The following is a 16,460-nucleotide window of genomic DNA, read 5'->3' as shown; positions in this document are numbered from 1 at the left end:
TGCCTACTACGCATCAGATCTTGAATACGAGTTCTTCATCTGATTGCTGAGTTCATAGAGGACCCTGCCAAGGGTTGCATTTGCCTCACGTCTCACCATGTCTGTGGTCTCCTGGTTGGCCTGCTGGCGGAGTTTCTCGCCCAATGGCTGTTCATTCATAATATCATCATATCTGTATATTATCTCATGTGCCTTGGACATGACTTTCTCCTCGTACCTTTCGATATGGAACACCGACTTCGCATAAGATGCGTCCGCCATCGCTGCGATCATACGGCTGGTCCAGTAGAAGTTGTCCGTGGAAGCATCCGCCCCTGTATTTGCCAGATACTCAGGAGTCGTGTCTACATTTGCATAGAAAGGAACCATGACATTGAATGCATTCGATGCAAATGCTATCCACTGTACAGCGCAGTTATCCTCTCCAACATATGGTCTCATCTGGATCGCCGACATGAAATCCGTCCTGTTCACACCTATCGATCTATATGCCCCGCGCATCTTATTGTCGCCGTAATTGCCGTACGGATCATACGGAGTTCCCTGATAATGCGAAGAAAGCACATACTTCACATCCTCCATGGTTATCTTCTTCTCTGGTATCATGCACCATGGAATGTCATCCGAAACCGGCGTAAAGTCCGCATCCGGTCCGTCCCAGACTGCCGAATTCGGGTTGAGCGTCCGCTCCATGAACCATGCCCTCGGGGTGTTGTACACGTGATCCGCATCGTCGTGGCTGCCGAATATATCCCGTGGACAGATCGTGTCCTCCATATTCTCCACGTTCAGATGATACTTCTCTATAAATGCTGGAAGATCTGCCGAGCACATGAACTCGCTCTGCGCTCCCATTGCGTCTGCAATATCAAATTCGTCCATACCAAACTGGTTTGGCATGACAACATACACATCATCAGGAACTTTTCTCGCGATCCAATGATGTCCTCCGATGGTCTCAAGCCACCAGATCTCGTCTACATCCTGAAATGCAATTCCGTTCATCTCATAGGTTCCATATCGCTCAAGCAGGCTGCCAAGTCTCTTCACGCCCTCTCTTGCGCTCTTTATATATGGAAGTGTAATGCTGACTATATCCTCCTCGCCGATACCTCCAGTCTTCTCAGGCTTATCTCCCTCCGCAGGCTCATAGCACACCAGTGGATCCGCGCCGAGCACTCTTGGATTTGAGGTTATGGTCTCCGTCGCCGTCATAGCCACATTTGCAGAATTCACTCCGCTTGCCGCCCAGATTCCTTCGCCCGCCAGCGCATTTGGAACACAGGTGTAACGCATCGGATCATCCGGAAGTTCAATCTCCACATGGGATATCTCCGACTTGTATATTCTTGGCTGCTCCTCCGGCTTCACAACCACATATTTCTTCGGCGTGTACGAACCGGCACCCGAATCGTCATTTCTCGCTATTATTGTTGAACCGTCATAAGACGCATTTTTTCCTACCAATATTGTTGTACATGGCATGATCTATTCCTCCATTTTTTTAATATTTTTCATCTTTTTTATAATTAAAAATATAATGTATCCCGCAAGGCTTCCGAGGGTATTCATAACTACATCATCGAGCTGGCAGTAACCGCGCTCCGTTATAAGCTGAACCGTCTCTATGCAGACACTGCATAGAAATCCAAACAGTACAGTACATTTGGACAACCTGTCTACCGCCCTGCCATCGCCATTCTTACTTCCAGCCACCGCCAGCGGAAAAAGCACGCCGAACGGCACAAAGAGCAATATATTTTCTATGACAAATGCGTGCTCCTGGGGCGTCACTCCCCACGTCTGAAACAGCGTCATGTCAATGCCTTGCCTTGAGCCCGGCTCTCTGGACAGGAACACAGTAACTGCCATCACCGCCAGATACACCACCAGCAGGAACCACACTATTGACTTCTTCACACGTCCTCCGGCACTGACCTTTTTTCCTGCAGGACTCACTGTATACACGAGATAAACCACGACTGCTATGCATCCGCATAGAATCCCTATCGGAAGGTAGCCCGCGACCTCCATTATATCTTTTATAATAAGTTCAAACATACATTCCCCTCAATAATTTCTACTATACTATGTCTTGCTGCTCATTATATCATATATCATCGTGCGCAAGCGCGATGACCTGCGCACGCATCAGCGTGCTACATTATACCACGATTCCCAACATGTGTCATTTTACACATTGTTTACATACACCGCGTCTGATATACTTTACATGTCAGTCCAACTAACCATTTGGACGGGCTGAACAAATATAGAACAGGAAATATCCAACATGATAATAGCAAAAAAAATTCTAAAAATAACATGTATCGTCCTCGGCGTGATCCTTGCGGCCGCCATAATATTTGTAGGAGTTCTCACTATAACAGAATACAAGCCAGACGATTCCGAATCCCTTGAGGTCACATCCGGAAGCACATTTGGCAAAAATACAACCGGCTCAGCCAAACTTTCACCATCTGTCGGCGACTCCATATCCATCGTGACATGGAATCTCGGCTACGGATCCCTCGGCGCAAATGCTGACTTTTTCATGGACGGAGGAGACAGTGTGTACACTTCCACAGCCAAGCAGGTAAACGACAATATGGAGGCCATCACATCAGAGCTGAATTCACTTGCCGCTGACATCTTTCTTCTCCAGGAGGTCGATGAACGATCATCCAGAAGCCACAAGATAAACGAAGCCGATATTTTGAGGGAAAAGCTGCCGTCATACACAAGCTCATACGCCTACAACTACAAAACACTCATGGTTCCATATCCACTTCCACCGATCGGCAGAGTGACATCAGGAATAATGACTCTCAGCTCATTTGAAGTATCGGATGCAGAAAGAATACAGCTTCCATGTCCATTTTCCTACCCGATCAGACTGTGCAACCTGAAAAGATGCCTGATCGTGTCCAGAATACCGATTGCCGGAAGTGAACACGAACTCGTCATAGTAAATCTCCACCTGGAGGCTTATGACTCAGGCGAGGGCAAAGCCGCCCAGACCAGGATGCTCGCCGACATTCTCCAAAATGAGGCTGCAGCAGGAAACTACGTTATCGCAGGAGGCGACTTCAACCAGACTTTTTCAAATGTGGATCTGTCCGCATACCCTCAGCAGTCCGCTGACCTGTGGGCACCAGGAAGCATAGATGTATCTGAATTTGGAGATTCCTTCACCTGCACCACCGATTCCTCAGCTCCGACATGCCGATCCCTGGACAAACCATACGAAGGACATGACCACGAGAGTTTCCAATATTATGTCATCGACGGATTCATAGTATCGAGCAATTTGCAGATCAACTCCACAGAGACCATAGATCTGGATTTTAAAAACAGCGATCACAATCCGATAAGACTCGATGTTGCGTTGAAATAAACTATATTTTCAGTTATTTTATGCATGTTATTTTAATTAACATTAATTATGTATAATTTTATGTTTAAAATACATTTTTCTCTTGATTTATGCCGTTTTTACATGTATTATGGCATTGTAAATGTTATAAATATTAACATTTATTGCTAGTTTTGAATAATACTTCTAAGAATAATAGAGAATACTCATCAGAGAAAGGAATTTTGATCATGAAGAAATTATCACAGTCACGTCTCGCCGACACTGTCATGAACGGAAGAAAAGAAAAAGGTATGACCCAGGCTCAGCTCGCCGATGCAACCGGTATCAACAGAGCACTCATTTCCAGAATAGAGCAGAAGGATTTTGTTCCTTCTATAGAGCAGCTCGAAAGTTTGTCAGAGGTTTTGAACTTCGACCTCACAGAAATGTTCATCAATGCTGGCGCACACAAGCTCGAGTCTCCATCCCCACTGAACATTGCAGTGGCAGGAACCGGTTACGTTGGTCTGTCCATTGCGACCCTGCTGGCACAGCACAACCATGTAACGGCAGTTGACATCATCCCTGAAAAGGTTGATCTCATCAACAACAAGAAATCCCCTATACAGGACGACTATATTGAGAAATATCTCGCCGAGAAGGAGCTTGATCTCACAGCAACTCTCGATGGCAAATCAGCATACAAGGATGCAGATTTCGTAATCATAGCTGCTCCGACAAACTACGACAGCAACAAGAACTATTTCGACACATCAGCCGTTGAGGCCGTTATCGAGCTCGTCCTCAAGGTCAACCCGGATGCCATCATGGTCATCAAATCAACTATACCAGTTGGATATACCGAGTCCGTAAGGAAGAAATACAACACGTCAAATATCATTTTCAGCCCAGAGTTTCTTCGTGAATCAAAGGCACTGTACGACAACCTCTATCCATCAAGGATAATTGTCAGCACAGACAAGAATGACGAGAAGATAGTTAAGGCATCCCATACATTTGCCGCACTGCTTCAGGAGGGTGCCCTCAAGGAAGATATAGACACTCTGTTCATGGGCTTCACCGAAGCTGAGGCTGTAAAGTTATTTGCAAATACCTATCTCGCACTCCGCGTGTCCTACTTCAACGAGCTTGACACATACGCAGAGATGAAGGGACTTAACACACAGGACATCATAAACGGCGTATGTCTCGACCCAAGAATCGGAACACACTACAACAACCCATCATTTGGATACGGCGGATACTGTCTGCCAAAGGATACAAAGCAGCTCCTTGCCAACTACAACGACGTGCCTCAGAATATGATGAGCGCCATCGTTGAGAGCAACAGAACGAGAAAGGACTTCATCGCAGACCGCGTTCTCTCCATCGCAGGCTACTACGACTACAACAATAACGGTGATTACTCAGCAGCCCAGGAGAAGGAATGTGTCATAGGTGTATACAGACTGACGATGAAGAGCAACTCCGACAACTTCCGCCAGAGCAGTATACAGGGTGTCATGAAGCGTATCAAAGCCAAGGGCGCAACCGTCGTTGTATACGAGCCAACCCTTGAAGACGGAACCACATTCTTCGGAAGCAAAGTTGTAAATGACCTAGACAAATTCAAATCCATGTCCGACGCTGTCATCGCCAACAGGTACAATTCATGCCTCGACGACATCAAAGACAAGGTATACACAAGAGATCTGTTCCAGAGAGACTAATCTTCAAGAAGACCTTTAAGAACATTTTTATAACATAAAAAATAACCGAATGATACGAATTAAAACTTGTATCATTCGGTTATTTTTTGTCAATATTTCTTATGAATTAGCCTGAGCCTTGAGCTCCTCAAGCATCTGAGGAAGTCTTGTATCCATCTCGTCATCCTTGAACTGACATGTACCAACCTTCCTGTGTCCACCGCCACCATACTTGAGCATAAGGCTTCCAACATCCATGGTCGCTGTGCGGTTCAGGATACTGTATCCAACTGCTGCCGAACATCCCTGTCCACCACGTCCGCTTACTATCCACGCTGACACATTCTGTTCAGGATACATACTGTATATCATGAAACGATTGCCGGTGTATATCGGATCCACTCCGCGAAGATCGCTTATGATAAGATTACCGTCCACTATGGTATGTGCCTTGACCATCTCCTTGAACTTCTCTGTCTGCTCATTATACAGAACTATTCTCTCCTGTATGTCCGGCAGGGCAAGTATCTCATCAGTGGTCATGGTACGACATGCATCTATAAGCTTCTCCATGAGCTGATAGTTTGATATGGTGAAATTTCTGAATCTTCCAAGTCCGGTTCTAGGATCCATCAGGAATCCAATAAGTATCCATCCCTTTGGATTCTGTACCTCATCGATGGTAAGATTACCTGAATCAACCTTATCAACAGCCTCCATCATATCGTCAAACTGCGGAAATCTCTCTCTGCCTCCATAATACTCATAGATTATTCTAGCGCACGATGGAGTTATACGACTCTCCCCCTTGTATTTCCCCTCAAGCGCCAATCTCTCATGCTCACTTGAATGATGATCGAACCAAAGTCCGCAGCCCTCAACAAATGGCACATTTGCAAGGCAGTCATCCTCCGTAACCTCAATCAGTCCGTCCTGAAGATCCTTCGGATGCGCAAACTTCCAATGATCAATAATTCCCGCTTCCTTCAGCAGTGCGCCACACGCAAGTCCATCAAAATCCGATCTTGTAACCAACCTCATAGTAAATCCTCCCTGGTATTGAACTTCAGCCCTGTAAAACCGGGCTGAATAGTTCATTTTCCGCAATAAATAATATATTTTAATTATATAGAAGCGGGTGGGGTATTTCAAGGAGCATTTTTGACTTAGTTTTGCTGGTTATATCCCCCCGAAATTATTGTGAACAAATAAAAATTTGATTTAACTCTTAGTATTGTACAACATAGAATTTTACTATAATTTTTTTATCATGTTCTCAATTATAGATATATAATCTTTATAAAAATTTATTCTATCTTCATAATCTCCTATATTTTTTATAAGAAACACCAGTACTCCTACTATAAATACTTCAATAACAAACACTCCTATAATTATAACCATTATTATTCCCACTGATTTCTTTTGAATTTTTCCCAAAACATCCAACATATTCATCGCTCTATCGAGGATTATAGTCATACAAACCGGCACCGATAGTGACCAATACTCCTTACTCGGATTAATATTTCTTTGTCTTTGTATGAGATATGCTCTAAATTCCTCTAGTTCATCTTTTGAATAGACTTTATTTGAACATACTACATAGTGTATCCATTCATTATGGGTATCGAATTTAACTAGATCGTTCAAACTTTTTCTCTCATTAAATTTTATACGTCTACGACATACATATTTGTAAATAGTAAATTCTTTTTTTAAATCAACATAACATTTTTTTCTTTCTTTACCCTTATTCATAATCTTTTCCCTTATCTTAATTAGTAAACATGTATATATTTTTTCTGTCCATGTTAGCAATGATATTAACTCATTGCTTAGTATGCCTAAAGTCATCACTCCGCAAATATAAAATCCAACTCATCCATCCCATCCAAATGCCCCGAATAAGAACTATCACCATCATAAAAATCGCCATAATCTCTGTCACCAGGATCAGCAAGCACATCGCACACATAACTCTCGATCTCACCAGTATCTGCCCGGATATCATATCTGGATAAATCAATGTCATCGGTTATTGCCCTGGGAAATACTGCCAATTTACCTGTCACATCGTCATATATATCATCCCGCACGCAATCCGCTAAAATATTTACAACCTTATCTACATCAACCTCATGATACGCTCCGTTGTATATCGTATTCTCCTTAAAAAGTTCATATGTATCCTGATTTGTATAACTTTCGGATCTGTCATATCCATCTATGTAATCCCGCATGGCCTTGTCCAGCTTTTCCAGAACAACATCACTGTCCACCAGTTCACACAGTTCCAGTCCATTATTCTTCAGATTTTCTTCAAATACACAAAAGTCATCAAAATCCATCGAATCCAGCAGATCTTCCAATTCCTCTGACGACAAATGCTCACGTGTGCCATAATATGCTGCCAGCGGCTCCGAGAGCAAAGAAGGCACTACAGTAAATGTACTTGCTTTGTTATAAAACGCATATGGCAAAGACTCCACAAACGTCCTGACAATATCTCTGTATTGATTTATGCATATACCCAGCTCACATATATTCGACAATATGACAAGCTGCCTTTCAACATCGCTTTTGAAATTGTATTTACTTGCATCTCCAGATCTAACAATATCCACTATGTCCGGGCCGAATCCTCTGACAATCTGAATATATTCCGTGGCGTTTTTCCTGATTTCTTGAACTTCAGGTTCATTCTCGTCCAGATAATTCTTCAAAAAGTCATTCACAGATGGGTTGATAGCTCCAATTTGCCGCACGCCTTTGTTCTCTATGATCTTGACAAATGTTCCCTCCATCCGCTTCAATACTGCTTCCCACACATTTCGGGTTGTGTCTATATCAGTTCTTTTTGTAATACGAGCATTGAATACTCTGCGCAGTACCTTGTCCTCCACACCAACGTCCGTCAACGAAAACAGTGAGGTAAGGAAAATCCTGTCTTCTGCCTTGAGCCTGTTGTTAAACTCATCTCTCCAGATTTCAGTAGGATTATCTAGGCATCTCCTTATAAAATCACAATATTCATCTGCAGCAATCTTACTGGATACATTTTGCCGCGTAACATACTCTATGATACGCGGTGTATAATTCCTGTGTTTGACTATCCAACGATAATTATTATTTTTCAGGATCTGAACATAATGATCCGATGGTATATTTCTGAAATACAAATGATTCTTGAATATCCTTCCCTTGTCTTCAATGGTCATAGAATCCATATCAATATACTGGAGCCGCACCTTCTCCGTGTCTATAAAACTGTTCAGCTCTATGTAAGCTTCCTTCGCATGCTGAAATATCGTCACCCTGGAGTTCATGATGAGTTTCTTGTTCTTATGCATCAACACATATTTGATCAAAGACATCAGTTCATTTTCCTGGGTGTCCTTCATTCTGAAGTAATACTGTCCAAGGCAGTCATCCAACAGAATAATCTCTTTAGATTCCTTATCAACTGACAAAGCTTTCTTTATGCTCTGCAGATCCCCATTTGTCGTATAAATAATCCGGTAACCCAGTGCTGCGTAATACAAAGCAAGCATCTTGGTCGTCATGGTCTTTCCAGTTCCCGGCATTCCAAGAATCATCAACAAACGATTACGCTCAAGGACATCTATACACTGTCTGTAGCTCAATGTTTCAACAAATTCTCTCTGTTCCTCTTTTATGTTGTAGAGAAGCGTTTCGCAATCTATAAAAATATCTCTGCTATCAATCTCTTCCAATATATTTGCGGATTCAAGCCACAATTTGTAATGCTTGCGCACTATATCCATATTTGCCGGATCCTGCAGATACTCATCTATATCATTCAACGACAATATATTACATGAACCTTCCATGTATCCCGCAAACAAATTGAAAATCTCCGTCTTATTTGCAGGGGTAAGCTCCAATGCGCTGCACACATAATATTTCTCCGGTTTCAGCTCAGCAACCTTCGAAACCTCCTTCTTCAGGCTTGATATAAGATCACTGTATTTGCTATTGATATAATGCTTGACCTGTATAACAACATTTTTGCTCACAGTATCATCAGTTATATCAATGCCTCCATCACGGCCCCTCGCAAATATCTGAAGTGGAACACCCAGCTTCTTCTGCATTATATCTTTGCACAATATTTCAAATTCGTAGTCACACAGGTTTTTGTAATTAAACATCTTTTATCTCCAATAAAACTCTATTGTATATTCAATCCTTAAATATCTCGCACGATCCAATATCCCATAACAACTGGAACATTATAGACACTAGTCCAATATTCAAGTAATCAAATGTTTCCCCAATGCCGTGCATAATACTGTTTCTGATATTTAACTTCACAAAAATATTATCCATGAGCTCCATATACTCAGGCAAAATCTCACTTTTCGCAAAATCGCTTTTTAGCAATGATCCCAGAGTTCGCGTAACTTTTCTTCCACTTCTATTTCTATGCCCCACTCCCGTCAAAACCATCTCATTTTCTGCCGACTCTTCCAATACTCCCTGACGAACAAAGAGAGTGTACATCTTTCCCATTACATGATCTTCCCTGGCATCAAAGCAAAATCTCTCTGTATTATGAAGAAAAATGTCAATATATTTCTCCTCCTCTTCATCAATCAGTCCCTCTTCATTTAAATAGTTTATTTCAGGCAATCCGCAAATACATTTATATAACATTCTATTTTGCAAAGCTAATGTTAAACCGCGCTCGATCAGGGATGGTAACATAAATGAGGCTGTCACTGCATGAGGCATCCCATTGACAATGGCGTTCTTATAGTCTCCCACTGCTTTCTGATATATTTCAGTATAATCTATGGCCATATTTTTCAATCGAATCTCAGGTAACCGACTTTGCTTATTGTATATTATTTCATGATACCACTTATATATATTACCTAAATACAGGACTATATCATGTAATAAAATCCTCTTTTCTACAAAAGCTCTTTTCTCTTCTGCATCAACGAAATAGCCTGTCGGTTCAGGAAACTCTGCATCTGTCACATCAAAATTATATATGTCACTATAATCTCTTAAAATATCTACCTTTGCCTGATGAAGGTCTTCCATGTCGCCAGCATGCGTTAAATGGTTTAGCAATTCCTCAGCATAGTCTTTAAGCGGATCTGGATTCTCAAGATATATTGATAAATTTGGATCAGCTTTAAATATCTTATGGTATAGCCCCATTTTTTCCCTTTCTTGACGCATTTTTTTCCTATAGACTCAATTTATATAATATCTGCTTGAGTATTCATATAACTTATTAACATCATACGCATAGTAGATGTTTTATTGTTTCATCCGCGGTTTATTTTTATATTAAACTTATCTAAGCCGTGCATGTTCAATAATCTAAAGCCCATAAATAAAAATACCAACTATCAAATATTGACAGTTGGTATCATAATTGATATCTTTCTTGTTAATGATCAGGAACGCACTCTGCACAAAAACCACCATTATCCCCATGCTCTCTGTCATTTATATCAAAAACCCTTCCACACGCAGGACATGTAAAATATGCCCCAACACAATCATCGCAAACATATCCCCCATTATAATGTGGATAATCCGCACCTGTTTTCCCACAACATATACACTTTGCCATTTTGTTTAAATCCTCCTTTTTGTTCTGCATTAACTATGTACTATATTCATACACTTAACGCTTTACAGCTATTTAATATACTGAAAAGATTGTGGTGCACTACTTATGCCGATTTCATTTAATTTCTTTGGTTTCGTATACTGTATTACATTTTTCAATTTATACGCAACCGCCTGATCTCTATCTTCATAATACTGATCAAAAAATTTCTTATCAATACCAGATTTTTTGTATGTCTTTTTCCATATGATTTCCGGATTATCAATCAATACCTCTTCCACTTCTGCTTCACCTACAACCCTCATTATCGGATTAGTAGAATAAATTATTATTTTATCAACCGGTCGTTTACAAGCTTTTTTCCTAAATTCATATCCTTTGGTGCCATTCATTATATTTTCAACATGAACTGGATTTATTGATAACAAAATTGCGCACATCACATTCACTCCATTCATTTTTTATAAATTTTATTATACATCAGCAAGCAATATTTTGCAATTCGTTATCGAACATTAGTTCGTTTGCACTAATATTTTATCAACCTCACCTTTTTTTGCAATCAAATTAAATTCCTCATCTGTTAATTCAAAAAAACCCCAGTATTGATTGCGCTCCAAACCAATTTGTCCTATTAAATCATGTCGAACTATTCTCTTTTTAAGAGCACCATTATATGTCATTTTTATGGCTTTGCACCCACCTTTATTGTACCAATACCGAAGGTCATCCTCATCAAAAACGCTGTATTTACTTACATATCTATAAAAATCATCAAAACTAACAAATTCGCTCTGTTTCTTTACATCTTCTACAACGCATATTGATGTCGCAACTGCAGAATACTCCGCACTTCTTCCAGTTTCTGCTGTTCTATATAAAACAACTATGTCACCATATTTCAAATTTTCTACCTGATCCATTGTACATACATATACTTTATGAATAGAATTTGTATAAGAAATATCTGTTATAATATTTTTATCCTCAGTATTTAAAATAGAATCCGGAAACATAACAGAATGATACTTGGGATAAATACTTAATAAATATTTCTTTGCTGTACTAATACAAACAAGTGGAAAGTCTTTATTTATATTCCCCGTAATTTTCCTCATCTCTTTTAAATATACATTTTCCTTATATATTCCATCTCCTTTTGTCCCATACAATTCAAATCCAAATTGCTGAACAAGTTCAATAAGAGAATGATGTTTCTCATAAATAGTAACATAGCATACATCTACATCTTCACTTACAGCATAATCCATTATTATCTTTATAAACTGCTCACCCATCTTAGTTCCATGCGCATTTATTTTAAATGTACTTACTTTTAATATTTTATTTGCATGAATATTAGGTACAACATCATTTACTAAATTTTTCTCGACTTTTAAAAATAAGAATCCAATTATTTTATTATTTTCATATTGCACATAAGCTTCTTGATCACTTTTTCCTTTAAACCAATTATCAAAACCTGGATAATCATTCCTCAAAGACAGAAAAAAGGCATCCTGTAAATCTATTTCAGAAAACTTCTTTCGTATTATATTATTCAATCCCTCAACCTCCTATTTTTCTTCATCACTTAAACTATTAACCATATTATACTTCTCACTCTTGAATCGATCCAAGAATTCAGAACTGTCTTCATACTGATGACATACAAGATTTGGTCGAATATCATCCATAACCGAAAGTATCAAATTCTCTTCGGCATTATTATCTACTAATGACATCAAGGCTAGGGCAAATCCTACATACATTCCCTGTAAATATCCCTCTTGATGAAGATTATGAATTAACATATCTTCTGGCAAGCCCTCGTACACTTTTGGGATAAGACCTTTCTCCACAAGCTGGCTATACCATATATTAAGTAATTTATCTTCGTCTTTCTTGCTAAACAATTCTCTTAAATCAATATCCCGTATTCTCTCTTTCACGAACTCTGATATTAGTTCTATAAGAGTTTTGCCGATTTCCGATAACTCATTATTCAAACTTTGCATTAAATTATCCGCCACACCATCACTCAATTTCACGTTACTTTTAGACATATATACCCCCTTAATAAAATTTCGCTATTAAATAACATATATCGCTTTCTCTCTGTACTGCATTGCCATTAAATGTATATATTAAACATTATATTATATATTTACTTTTTCGCAATAAGTTTTTAGTTTTTCTTATCTTTTATATTTTGCTATTGTTCCTATACAAAAAGGCGGATATCTTACCCGCCTTTTGATGGACAAAATTCTTTCGATCAGTCCCCATATTATTTGTCTGTCTCTACCGATTCAAACTTATTTTATCACCAATAATTTCTTCCAATTATTAGTAAGATCCATTGTTCCATTCATCCAATGAATCAATTTTTGTTGTTCCAAGATAATTTAATGAAAAGATGAGATTATCTTCATTTATTTTAGTAACTGATAATTCTGAACTCCAAATAAAAGTCTCCCCAATAGTATTACTAGAGGAAAAGTCCATTTCTATAGGGCCTTGATTTGTGAGCTCGCCCAAGACTTCTTCAAACAATGCTTGCCTTAGAAATATCCTCATAATCATATTCATTAACTATGGAAATCAAACTTTTCATTTTGGTTTTTGCCCCAAGGAAATCTCTTGTTTTTATCATTTTTCTACCTCCAGCCCCCATGTCATATATCTATAAACTCGTATAATCCTCTAATCTACGCTACTTAAGTTTAAACATCCTGTAATCATTCGCCCCGGTCCCTATCTCCGGTTCATCATACTCATCAACAACATCTTCATACGATAATAGATCGTAATGAACTGCCATCTCAATACAAGTCCACAATTCATCAAAATCCATGTCTTTATCTTTATTCTGCAAATAAAAGTACATGTCTTCAGCATAGTCATATGCAGTATTTCCATTTGCAGGATACACTTCTTCAGAAATATATTCTTTCAACTTTTGATAGAATTTTGATTGTTGAACGGCTTTCTTATACGAAAAATTCTGTAAGCTTGTCTCAGCGACTTTAAATCTTTCAAATTCTCCCCATGGCTTTCCCCAATACGGAAGCAAGTTATAATAATGTAGTATTGTATTAAACACAATCATAAAATTATATAGTTTTTGAAACTCCTTATCAGTAAGGAAACTATTCTTTTCAACGAAGAAATGTGTTTCTCCGTTTCTCAGCCGTCCTAATAATGCAATCGAATCATCCACAACTATCTTGTCGGCAGAATACTCACCATAATATCCACTAAATAGTTCTTTGGCCAATCTCTGTATCTCATTAAATTCAATCGAATAGAACTTTTTCATGTCTTCATCTGCCAGGTTCTCAAAATAACTATTGAGATCAGCGGCATTATAAAATTCTACCGCCGGATGTCCATCTGCATCACAACCTTTTCTTACACTGCATACCCTATGATCATTATTATCAAGCATCAACTGCTTGATAAATAGCTCAACTGCATTGTGTAAGGATGATACAAATTGTTTTCGATATTGTAGTGTAGCCTTTCCGTTTAAAATAAAATTGCTATATTTAATGGCCATTGCCCATGATTCAAGTGCATTGTCTTGTAAAATGTGCTTCATCTTATCCCCCCATAAATAAAAACATGACTATATCAAAAAATTCACTAATTCCAAAACTCGTTAGCCGGAATATAGTGAACCTCATATAAATCACTTATTTTTTCTGAATCCATTGCCTTGCTTAACATCGTTAATGCTCTATCGTCATAAAAATAAACATTCCATATAGTTGAGCTATCTACGTTATCCCTGATTTTCCTCAGATATGGCAAATCAACTTCTCCCGCAGACCATCCGATTATCTCTACATGATTGACATTATGTAACTTATTCCAAAAATAATTATTAAAAGAGACTATAGCATCTGTATCCTTGTAAATTCTTGACAAATAATCAACTACAGCCCTATGGATGCTAGCTCCGCCCTCATCAAACTCTTCATCTGCTTCTCTTGCCAATCGCCTATGCTCATCTATATCGTGTTTATTACAGTGTCCCATAACCGGTTCAATATCAGTTACAGATTCAACTCCGCCATGAATATGTAAAACATTTTCTGCATGATATACTTTCTCTAACAGATCAGTATAATTAAAATTCATAAAATAATCAGTACTGTTTAAAATCCGATTGCACTTAGGGCTCACAGAACTTGTATCAACTTGTTCTATCCAATTTTTCACATATTGCTGAAACTTTTCCATATAGCCATACTGCTCTCGCCAATATACATCCATAGTATCCTCAATGCCAATCAATCCACCATCCAGATGCATATCCCCTAGGACACAATCCGAAGCATCCAGCATCTCATCAATATTAGGTCTGCCCATTTTGTCTTCAAAATCACTCCACAACGTGTCGCATATAGCGTTTTTCCACTTACTAACTGTTCGCTCTGACACTCTAGGATCAGACAAATCTATGCGTCCTATATTGTATAAGTATTCAAAATCAGCAAGAAAGTCTTGATGCAAGTCTTCCAAATACTCCCGAAAATGCCAGTATGATGTCGGAAGATTATGTGCAATATCAAATCCATTGCCAATTATATATAACGTCTTCAATGTCTGTCCCTCCTATATTGGTAAACGCTCCATAGTGGGGGTCACTACGGAGAATATCGATAAACATTTTCGTCGACATTTGCGAACATGCAGGCGCAAATGTGCACCTGCACATCAGACTTTACACACTATTGCTTATCAAACAATAATTTATGTCTAAACTCTATATATTCCAATCTATCTTCCAATTTTATCAAAATATCTATTCATCCCATTTCTCCTAAATAATTAGTAATTAAAGAGCCCACCTCGCTATAGAGGGGGCATACCAACAACAAACATCATCAGTGATCAGGTGCGCACTCTGCACAAAATCCACCATTATCTCCATGCTCTCTGTCATTTATATCAAAAATTCTTCCGCATGCTGGGCATGTAAAATACATGCCAATACAATTATCACAAACATACCCTCCATTATAGTGAGGATAATCCGCTCCTGATTTACCACAACAAATACACTTTGCCATTTCTCTTTTTTCCTTTCTTTCCATCATAAATATATAAATTCTTCTACACTGTTCTAACGTACTTACTATTTGTTTCCATTCATATCTTATTCTCTACTTTAGCTACCTTTTCCAATACTCCTGGCTTGTCATTTTCAATTAAATCAAGCAGACCTGCTATATCTTGTCTAATGTGTTGAGCCATGGTGACACACGATGGTTCTCCGGGGATTTTAGTAATTTCATATATACGACCATTTTCTAAGTCAGTTAAATGATTACTAATCCTGTTTATCTCTATGGCATAACGATTTGCTATTTTCGTAACAACACTCCCTTTCTCTAAACATCCTTAGCAACGGCATGTTCATGAACAACGCTCTTATTCTTCACAGGATTATAGCTATCAGATGATAGCTATAATCCCAATAAAATCTTATATCACATCATCTTTCATACTTATATTTTACATATCTGTTTATGAAAGAATTTAATCCATATCCCTGCTCAGCAAGCACTTTCATATTCTCTACATTTTCAACGCCTGCACTTTTATATGAATACCTATAAACTCTTGGTGTTCCATAAAACAAGACGTCCAAATAGGTATCTCCTATGGCATATGAATTAACATTTGAATTGCCACCAATATTTCTATAATGTTGCATATTTTCTTGTATGATTATTTAGAAGCTAATAATCATTCATTCCTTTCA

At 38.7% G+C, this 16,460-nt stretch carries 15 protein-coding genes; 2 read left to right on the top strand and 13 right to left on the bottom strand.

Translation table 11 applies throughout. The features are described from left to right. Window positions 1–6 precede the first annotated feature (6 nt). Both DWW70_RS13475 and DWW70_RS13470 read right to left on the bottom strand, forming a co-directional pair. Window positions 7–1,485: a C69 family dipeptidase gene (locus tag DWW70_RS13475; protein WP_118650050.1), complete on the bottom strand. Its 1,479-nt coding sequence runs from the start codon at window positions 1,483–1,485 to the stop codon at window positions 7–9. 3 nt (window positions 1,486–1,488) lie between these two features. Further along, window positions 1,489–2,061, bottom strand: a complete 573-nt coding sequence (locus tag DWW70_RS13470; RefSeq protein ID WP_117875280.1) for a VanZ family protein — start codon at window positions 2,059–2,061, stop codon at window positions 1,489–1,491. Between the two features lie 232 nt (window positions 2,062–2,293). Here DWW70_RS13470 and DWW70_RS13465 point away from each other — a divergent pair, with 232 nt between their 5' ends. Beyond that, on the top strand, window positions 2,294–3,397 hold the full coding sequence (locus tag DWW70_RS13465; protein WP_118650049.1) for an endonuclease/exonuclease/phosphatase family protein: 1,104 nt from the start codon (window positions 2,294–2,296) through the stop codon (window positions 3,395–3,397). Window positions 3,398–3,606: 209 nt separating this feature from the next. Continuing rightward, window positions 3,607–5,088: a nucleotide sugar dehydrogenase gene (locus tag DWW70_RS13460; RefSeq protein ID WP_022215939.1), complete on the top strand. Its 1,482-nt coding sequence runs from the start codon at window positions 3,607–3,609 to the stop codon at window positions 5,086–5,088. Window positions 5,089–5,187: 99 nt separating this feature from the next. Here the strand turns inward: DWW70_RS13460 and DWW70_RS13455 are convergent, their stop codons facing one another. From DWW70_RS13455 to DWW70_RS13405, 11 genes are all read right to left on the bottom strand, one after another. Continuing rightward, a complete protein-coding gene (locus tag DWW70_RS13455) occupies window positions 5,188–6,108 on the bottom strand; it encodes a hypothetical protein (RefSeq protein WP_055145597.1) in 921 nt (306 codons plus the stop codon). A 213-nt stretch (window positions 6,109–6,321) separates the two neighbouring features. Further along, entirely contained in the window at window positions 6,322–6,828 is a 507-nt protein-coding gene (locus DWW70_RS13450) for a hypothetical protein (protein ID WP_147343969.1), read from the bottom strand. A gap of 95 nt (window positions 6,829–6,923) precedes the next feature. Continuing rightward, a complete protein-coding gene (locus tag DWW70_RS13445; protein ID WP_118650048.1) occupies window positions 6,924–9,242 on the bottom strand; it encodes an ATP-binding protein in 2,319 nt (772 codons plus the stop codon). A 31-nt stretch (window positions 9,243–9,273) separates the two neighbouring features. Next, window positions 9,274–10,284 (bottom strand): hypothetical protein, encoded by a 1,011-nt coding sequence (locus DWW70_RS15025; protein WP_199669334.1) that lies wholly within the window; start codon window positions 10,282–10,284, stop codon window positions 9,274–9,276. A gap of 468 nt (window positions 10,285–10,752) precedes the next feature. After that, a complete protein-coding gene (locus tag DWW70_RS13430; protein WP_055272412.1) occupies window positions 10,753–11,124 on the bottom strand; it encodes an ASCH domain-containing protein in 372 nt (123 codons plus the stop codon). Between the two features lie 75 nt (window positions 11,125–11,199). Then, complete coding sequence (locus tag DWW70_RS13425) at window positions 11,200–12,249, bottom strand: N-acetyltransferase (RefSeq protein WP_118650046.1); 1,050 nt, start codon at window positions 12,247–12,249, stop codon at window positions 11,200–11,202. A 12-nt stretch (window positions 12,250–12,261) separates the two neighbouring features. Continuing rightward, window positions 12,262–12,750: a hypothetical protein gene (locus DWW70_RS13420; protein WP_118650045.1), complete on the bottom strand. Its 489-nt coding sequence runs from the start codon at window positions 12,748–12,750 to the stop codon at window positions 12,262–12,264. Between the two features lie 650 nt (window positions 12,751–13,400). Further along, the gene (locus DWW70_RS13415) at window positions 13,401–14,288 is read right to left on the bottom strand and encodes a hypothetical protein (protein WP_118650044.1); all 888 of its coding nucleotides are present in this window, start codon (window positions 14,286–14,288) and stop codon (window positions 13,401–13,403) included. A 44-nt stretch (window positions 14,289–14,332) separates the two neighbouring features. Continuing rightward, entirely contained in the window at window positions 14,333–15,295 is a 963-nt protein-coding gene (locus tag DWW70_RS13410; protein WP_118650043.1) for a bacteriophage abortive infection AbiH family protein, read from the bottom strand. Between the two features lie 284 nt (window positions 15,296–15,579). After that, window positions 15,580–15,792: a hypothetical protein gene (locus DWW70_RS14790; RefSeq protein WP_147360152.1), complete on the bottom strand. Its 213-nt coding sequence runs from the start codon at window positions 15,790–15,792 to the stop codon at window positions 15,580–15,582. 398 nt (window positions 15,793–16,190) lie between these two features. Then, window positions 16,191–16,346 (bottom strand): hypothetical protein, encoded by a 156-nt coding sequence (locus DWW70_RS13405; protein WP_199669333.1) that lies wholly within the window; start codon window positions 16,344–16,346, stop codon window positions 16,191–16,193. Window positions 16,347–16,460 lie beyond the last annotated feature (114 nt).

This window comes from Coprococcus sp. AF16-5, assembly GCF_003479365.1.
In the GTDB taxonomy this organism is placed as follows: domain Bacteria; phylum Bacillota; class Clostridia; order Lachnospirales; family Lachnospiraceae; genus Coprococcus; species Coprococcus aceti.
This window is presented reverse-complemented; position numbering and strand designations above follow the sequence as displayed.

Coding starts and splice junctions, on each gene's coding strand:
- DWW70_RS13430 (WP_055272412.1), bottom strand. CDS start 11,124: ATGTGCGCAATTTTGTTATCAATAAATCCAGTTCATGTTGAAAATATA.
- DWW70_RS15025 (WP_199669334.1), bottom strand. CDS start 10,284: ATGCGTCAAGAAAGGGAAAAAATGGGGCTATACCATAAGATATTTAAA.
- DWW70_RS13445 (WP_118650048.1), bottom strand. CDS start 9,242: ATGTTTAATTACAAAAACCTGTGTGACTACGAATTTGAAATATTGTGC.
- DWW70_RS13415 (WP_118650044.1), bottom strand. CDS start 14,288: ATGAAGCACATTTTACAAGACAATGCACTTGAATCATGGGCAATGGCC.
- DWW70_RS13455 (WP_055145597.1), bottom strand. CDS start 6,108: ATGAGGTTGGTTACAAGATCGGATTTTGATGGACTTGCGTGTGGCGCA.
- DWW70_RS14790 (WP_147360152.1), bottom strand. CDS start 15,792: ATGATGGAAAGAAAGGAAAAAAGAGAAATGGCAAAGTGTATTTGTTGT.
- DWW70_RS13470 (WP_117875280.1), bottom strand. CDS start 2,061: ATGTTTGAACTTATTATAAAAGATATAATGGAGGTCGCGGGCTACCTT.
- DWW70_RS13420 (WP_118650045.1), bottom strand. CDS start 12,750: ATGTCTAAAAGTAACGTGAAATTGAGTGATGGTGTGGCGGATAATTTA.
- DWW70_RS13465 (WP_118650049.1), top strand. CDS start 2,294: ATGATAATAGCAAAAAAAATTCTAAAAATAACATGTATCGTCCTCGGC.
- DWW70_RS13450 (WP_147343969.1), bottom strand. CDS start 6,828: ATGAATAAGGGTAAAGAAAGAAAAAAATGTTATGTTGATTTAAAAAAA.
- DWW70_RS13475 (WP_118650050.1), bottom strand. CDS start 1,485: ATGCCATGTACAACAATATTGGTAGGAAAAAATGCGTCTTATGACGGT.
- DWW70_RS13460 (WP_022215939.1), top strand. CDS start 3,607: ATGAAGAAATTATCACAGTCACGTCTCGCCGACACTGTCATGAACGGA.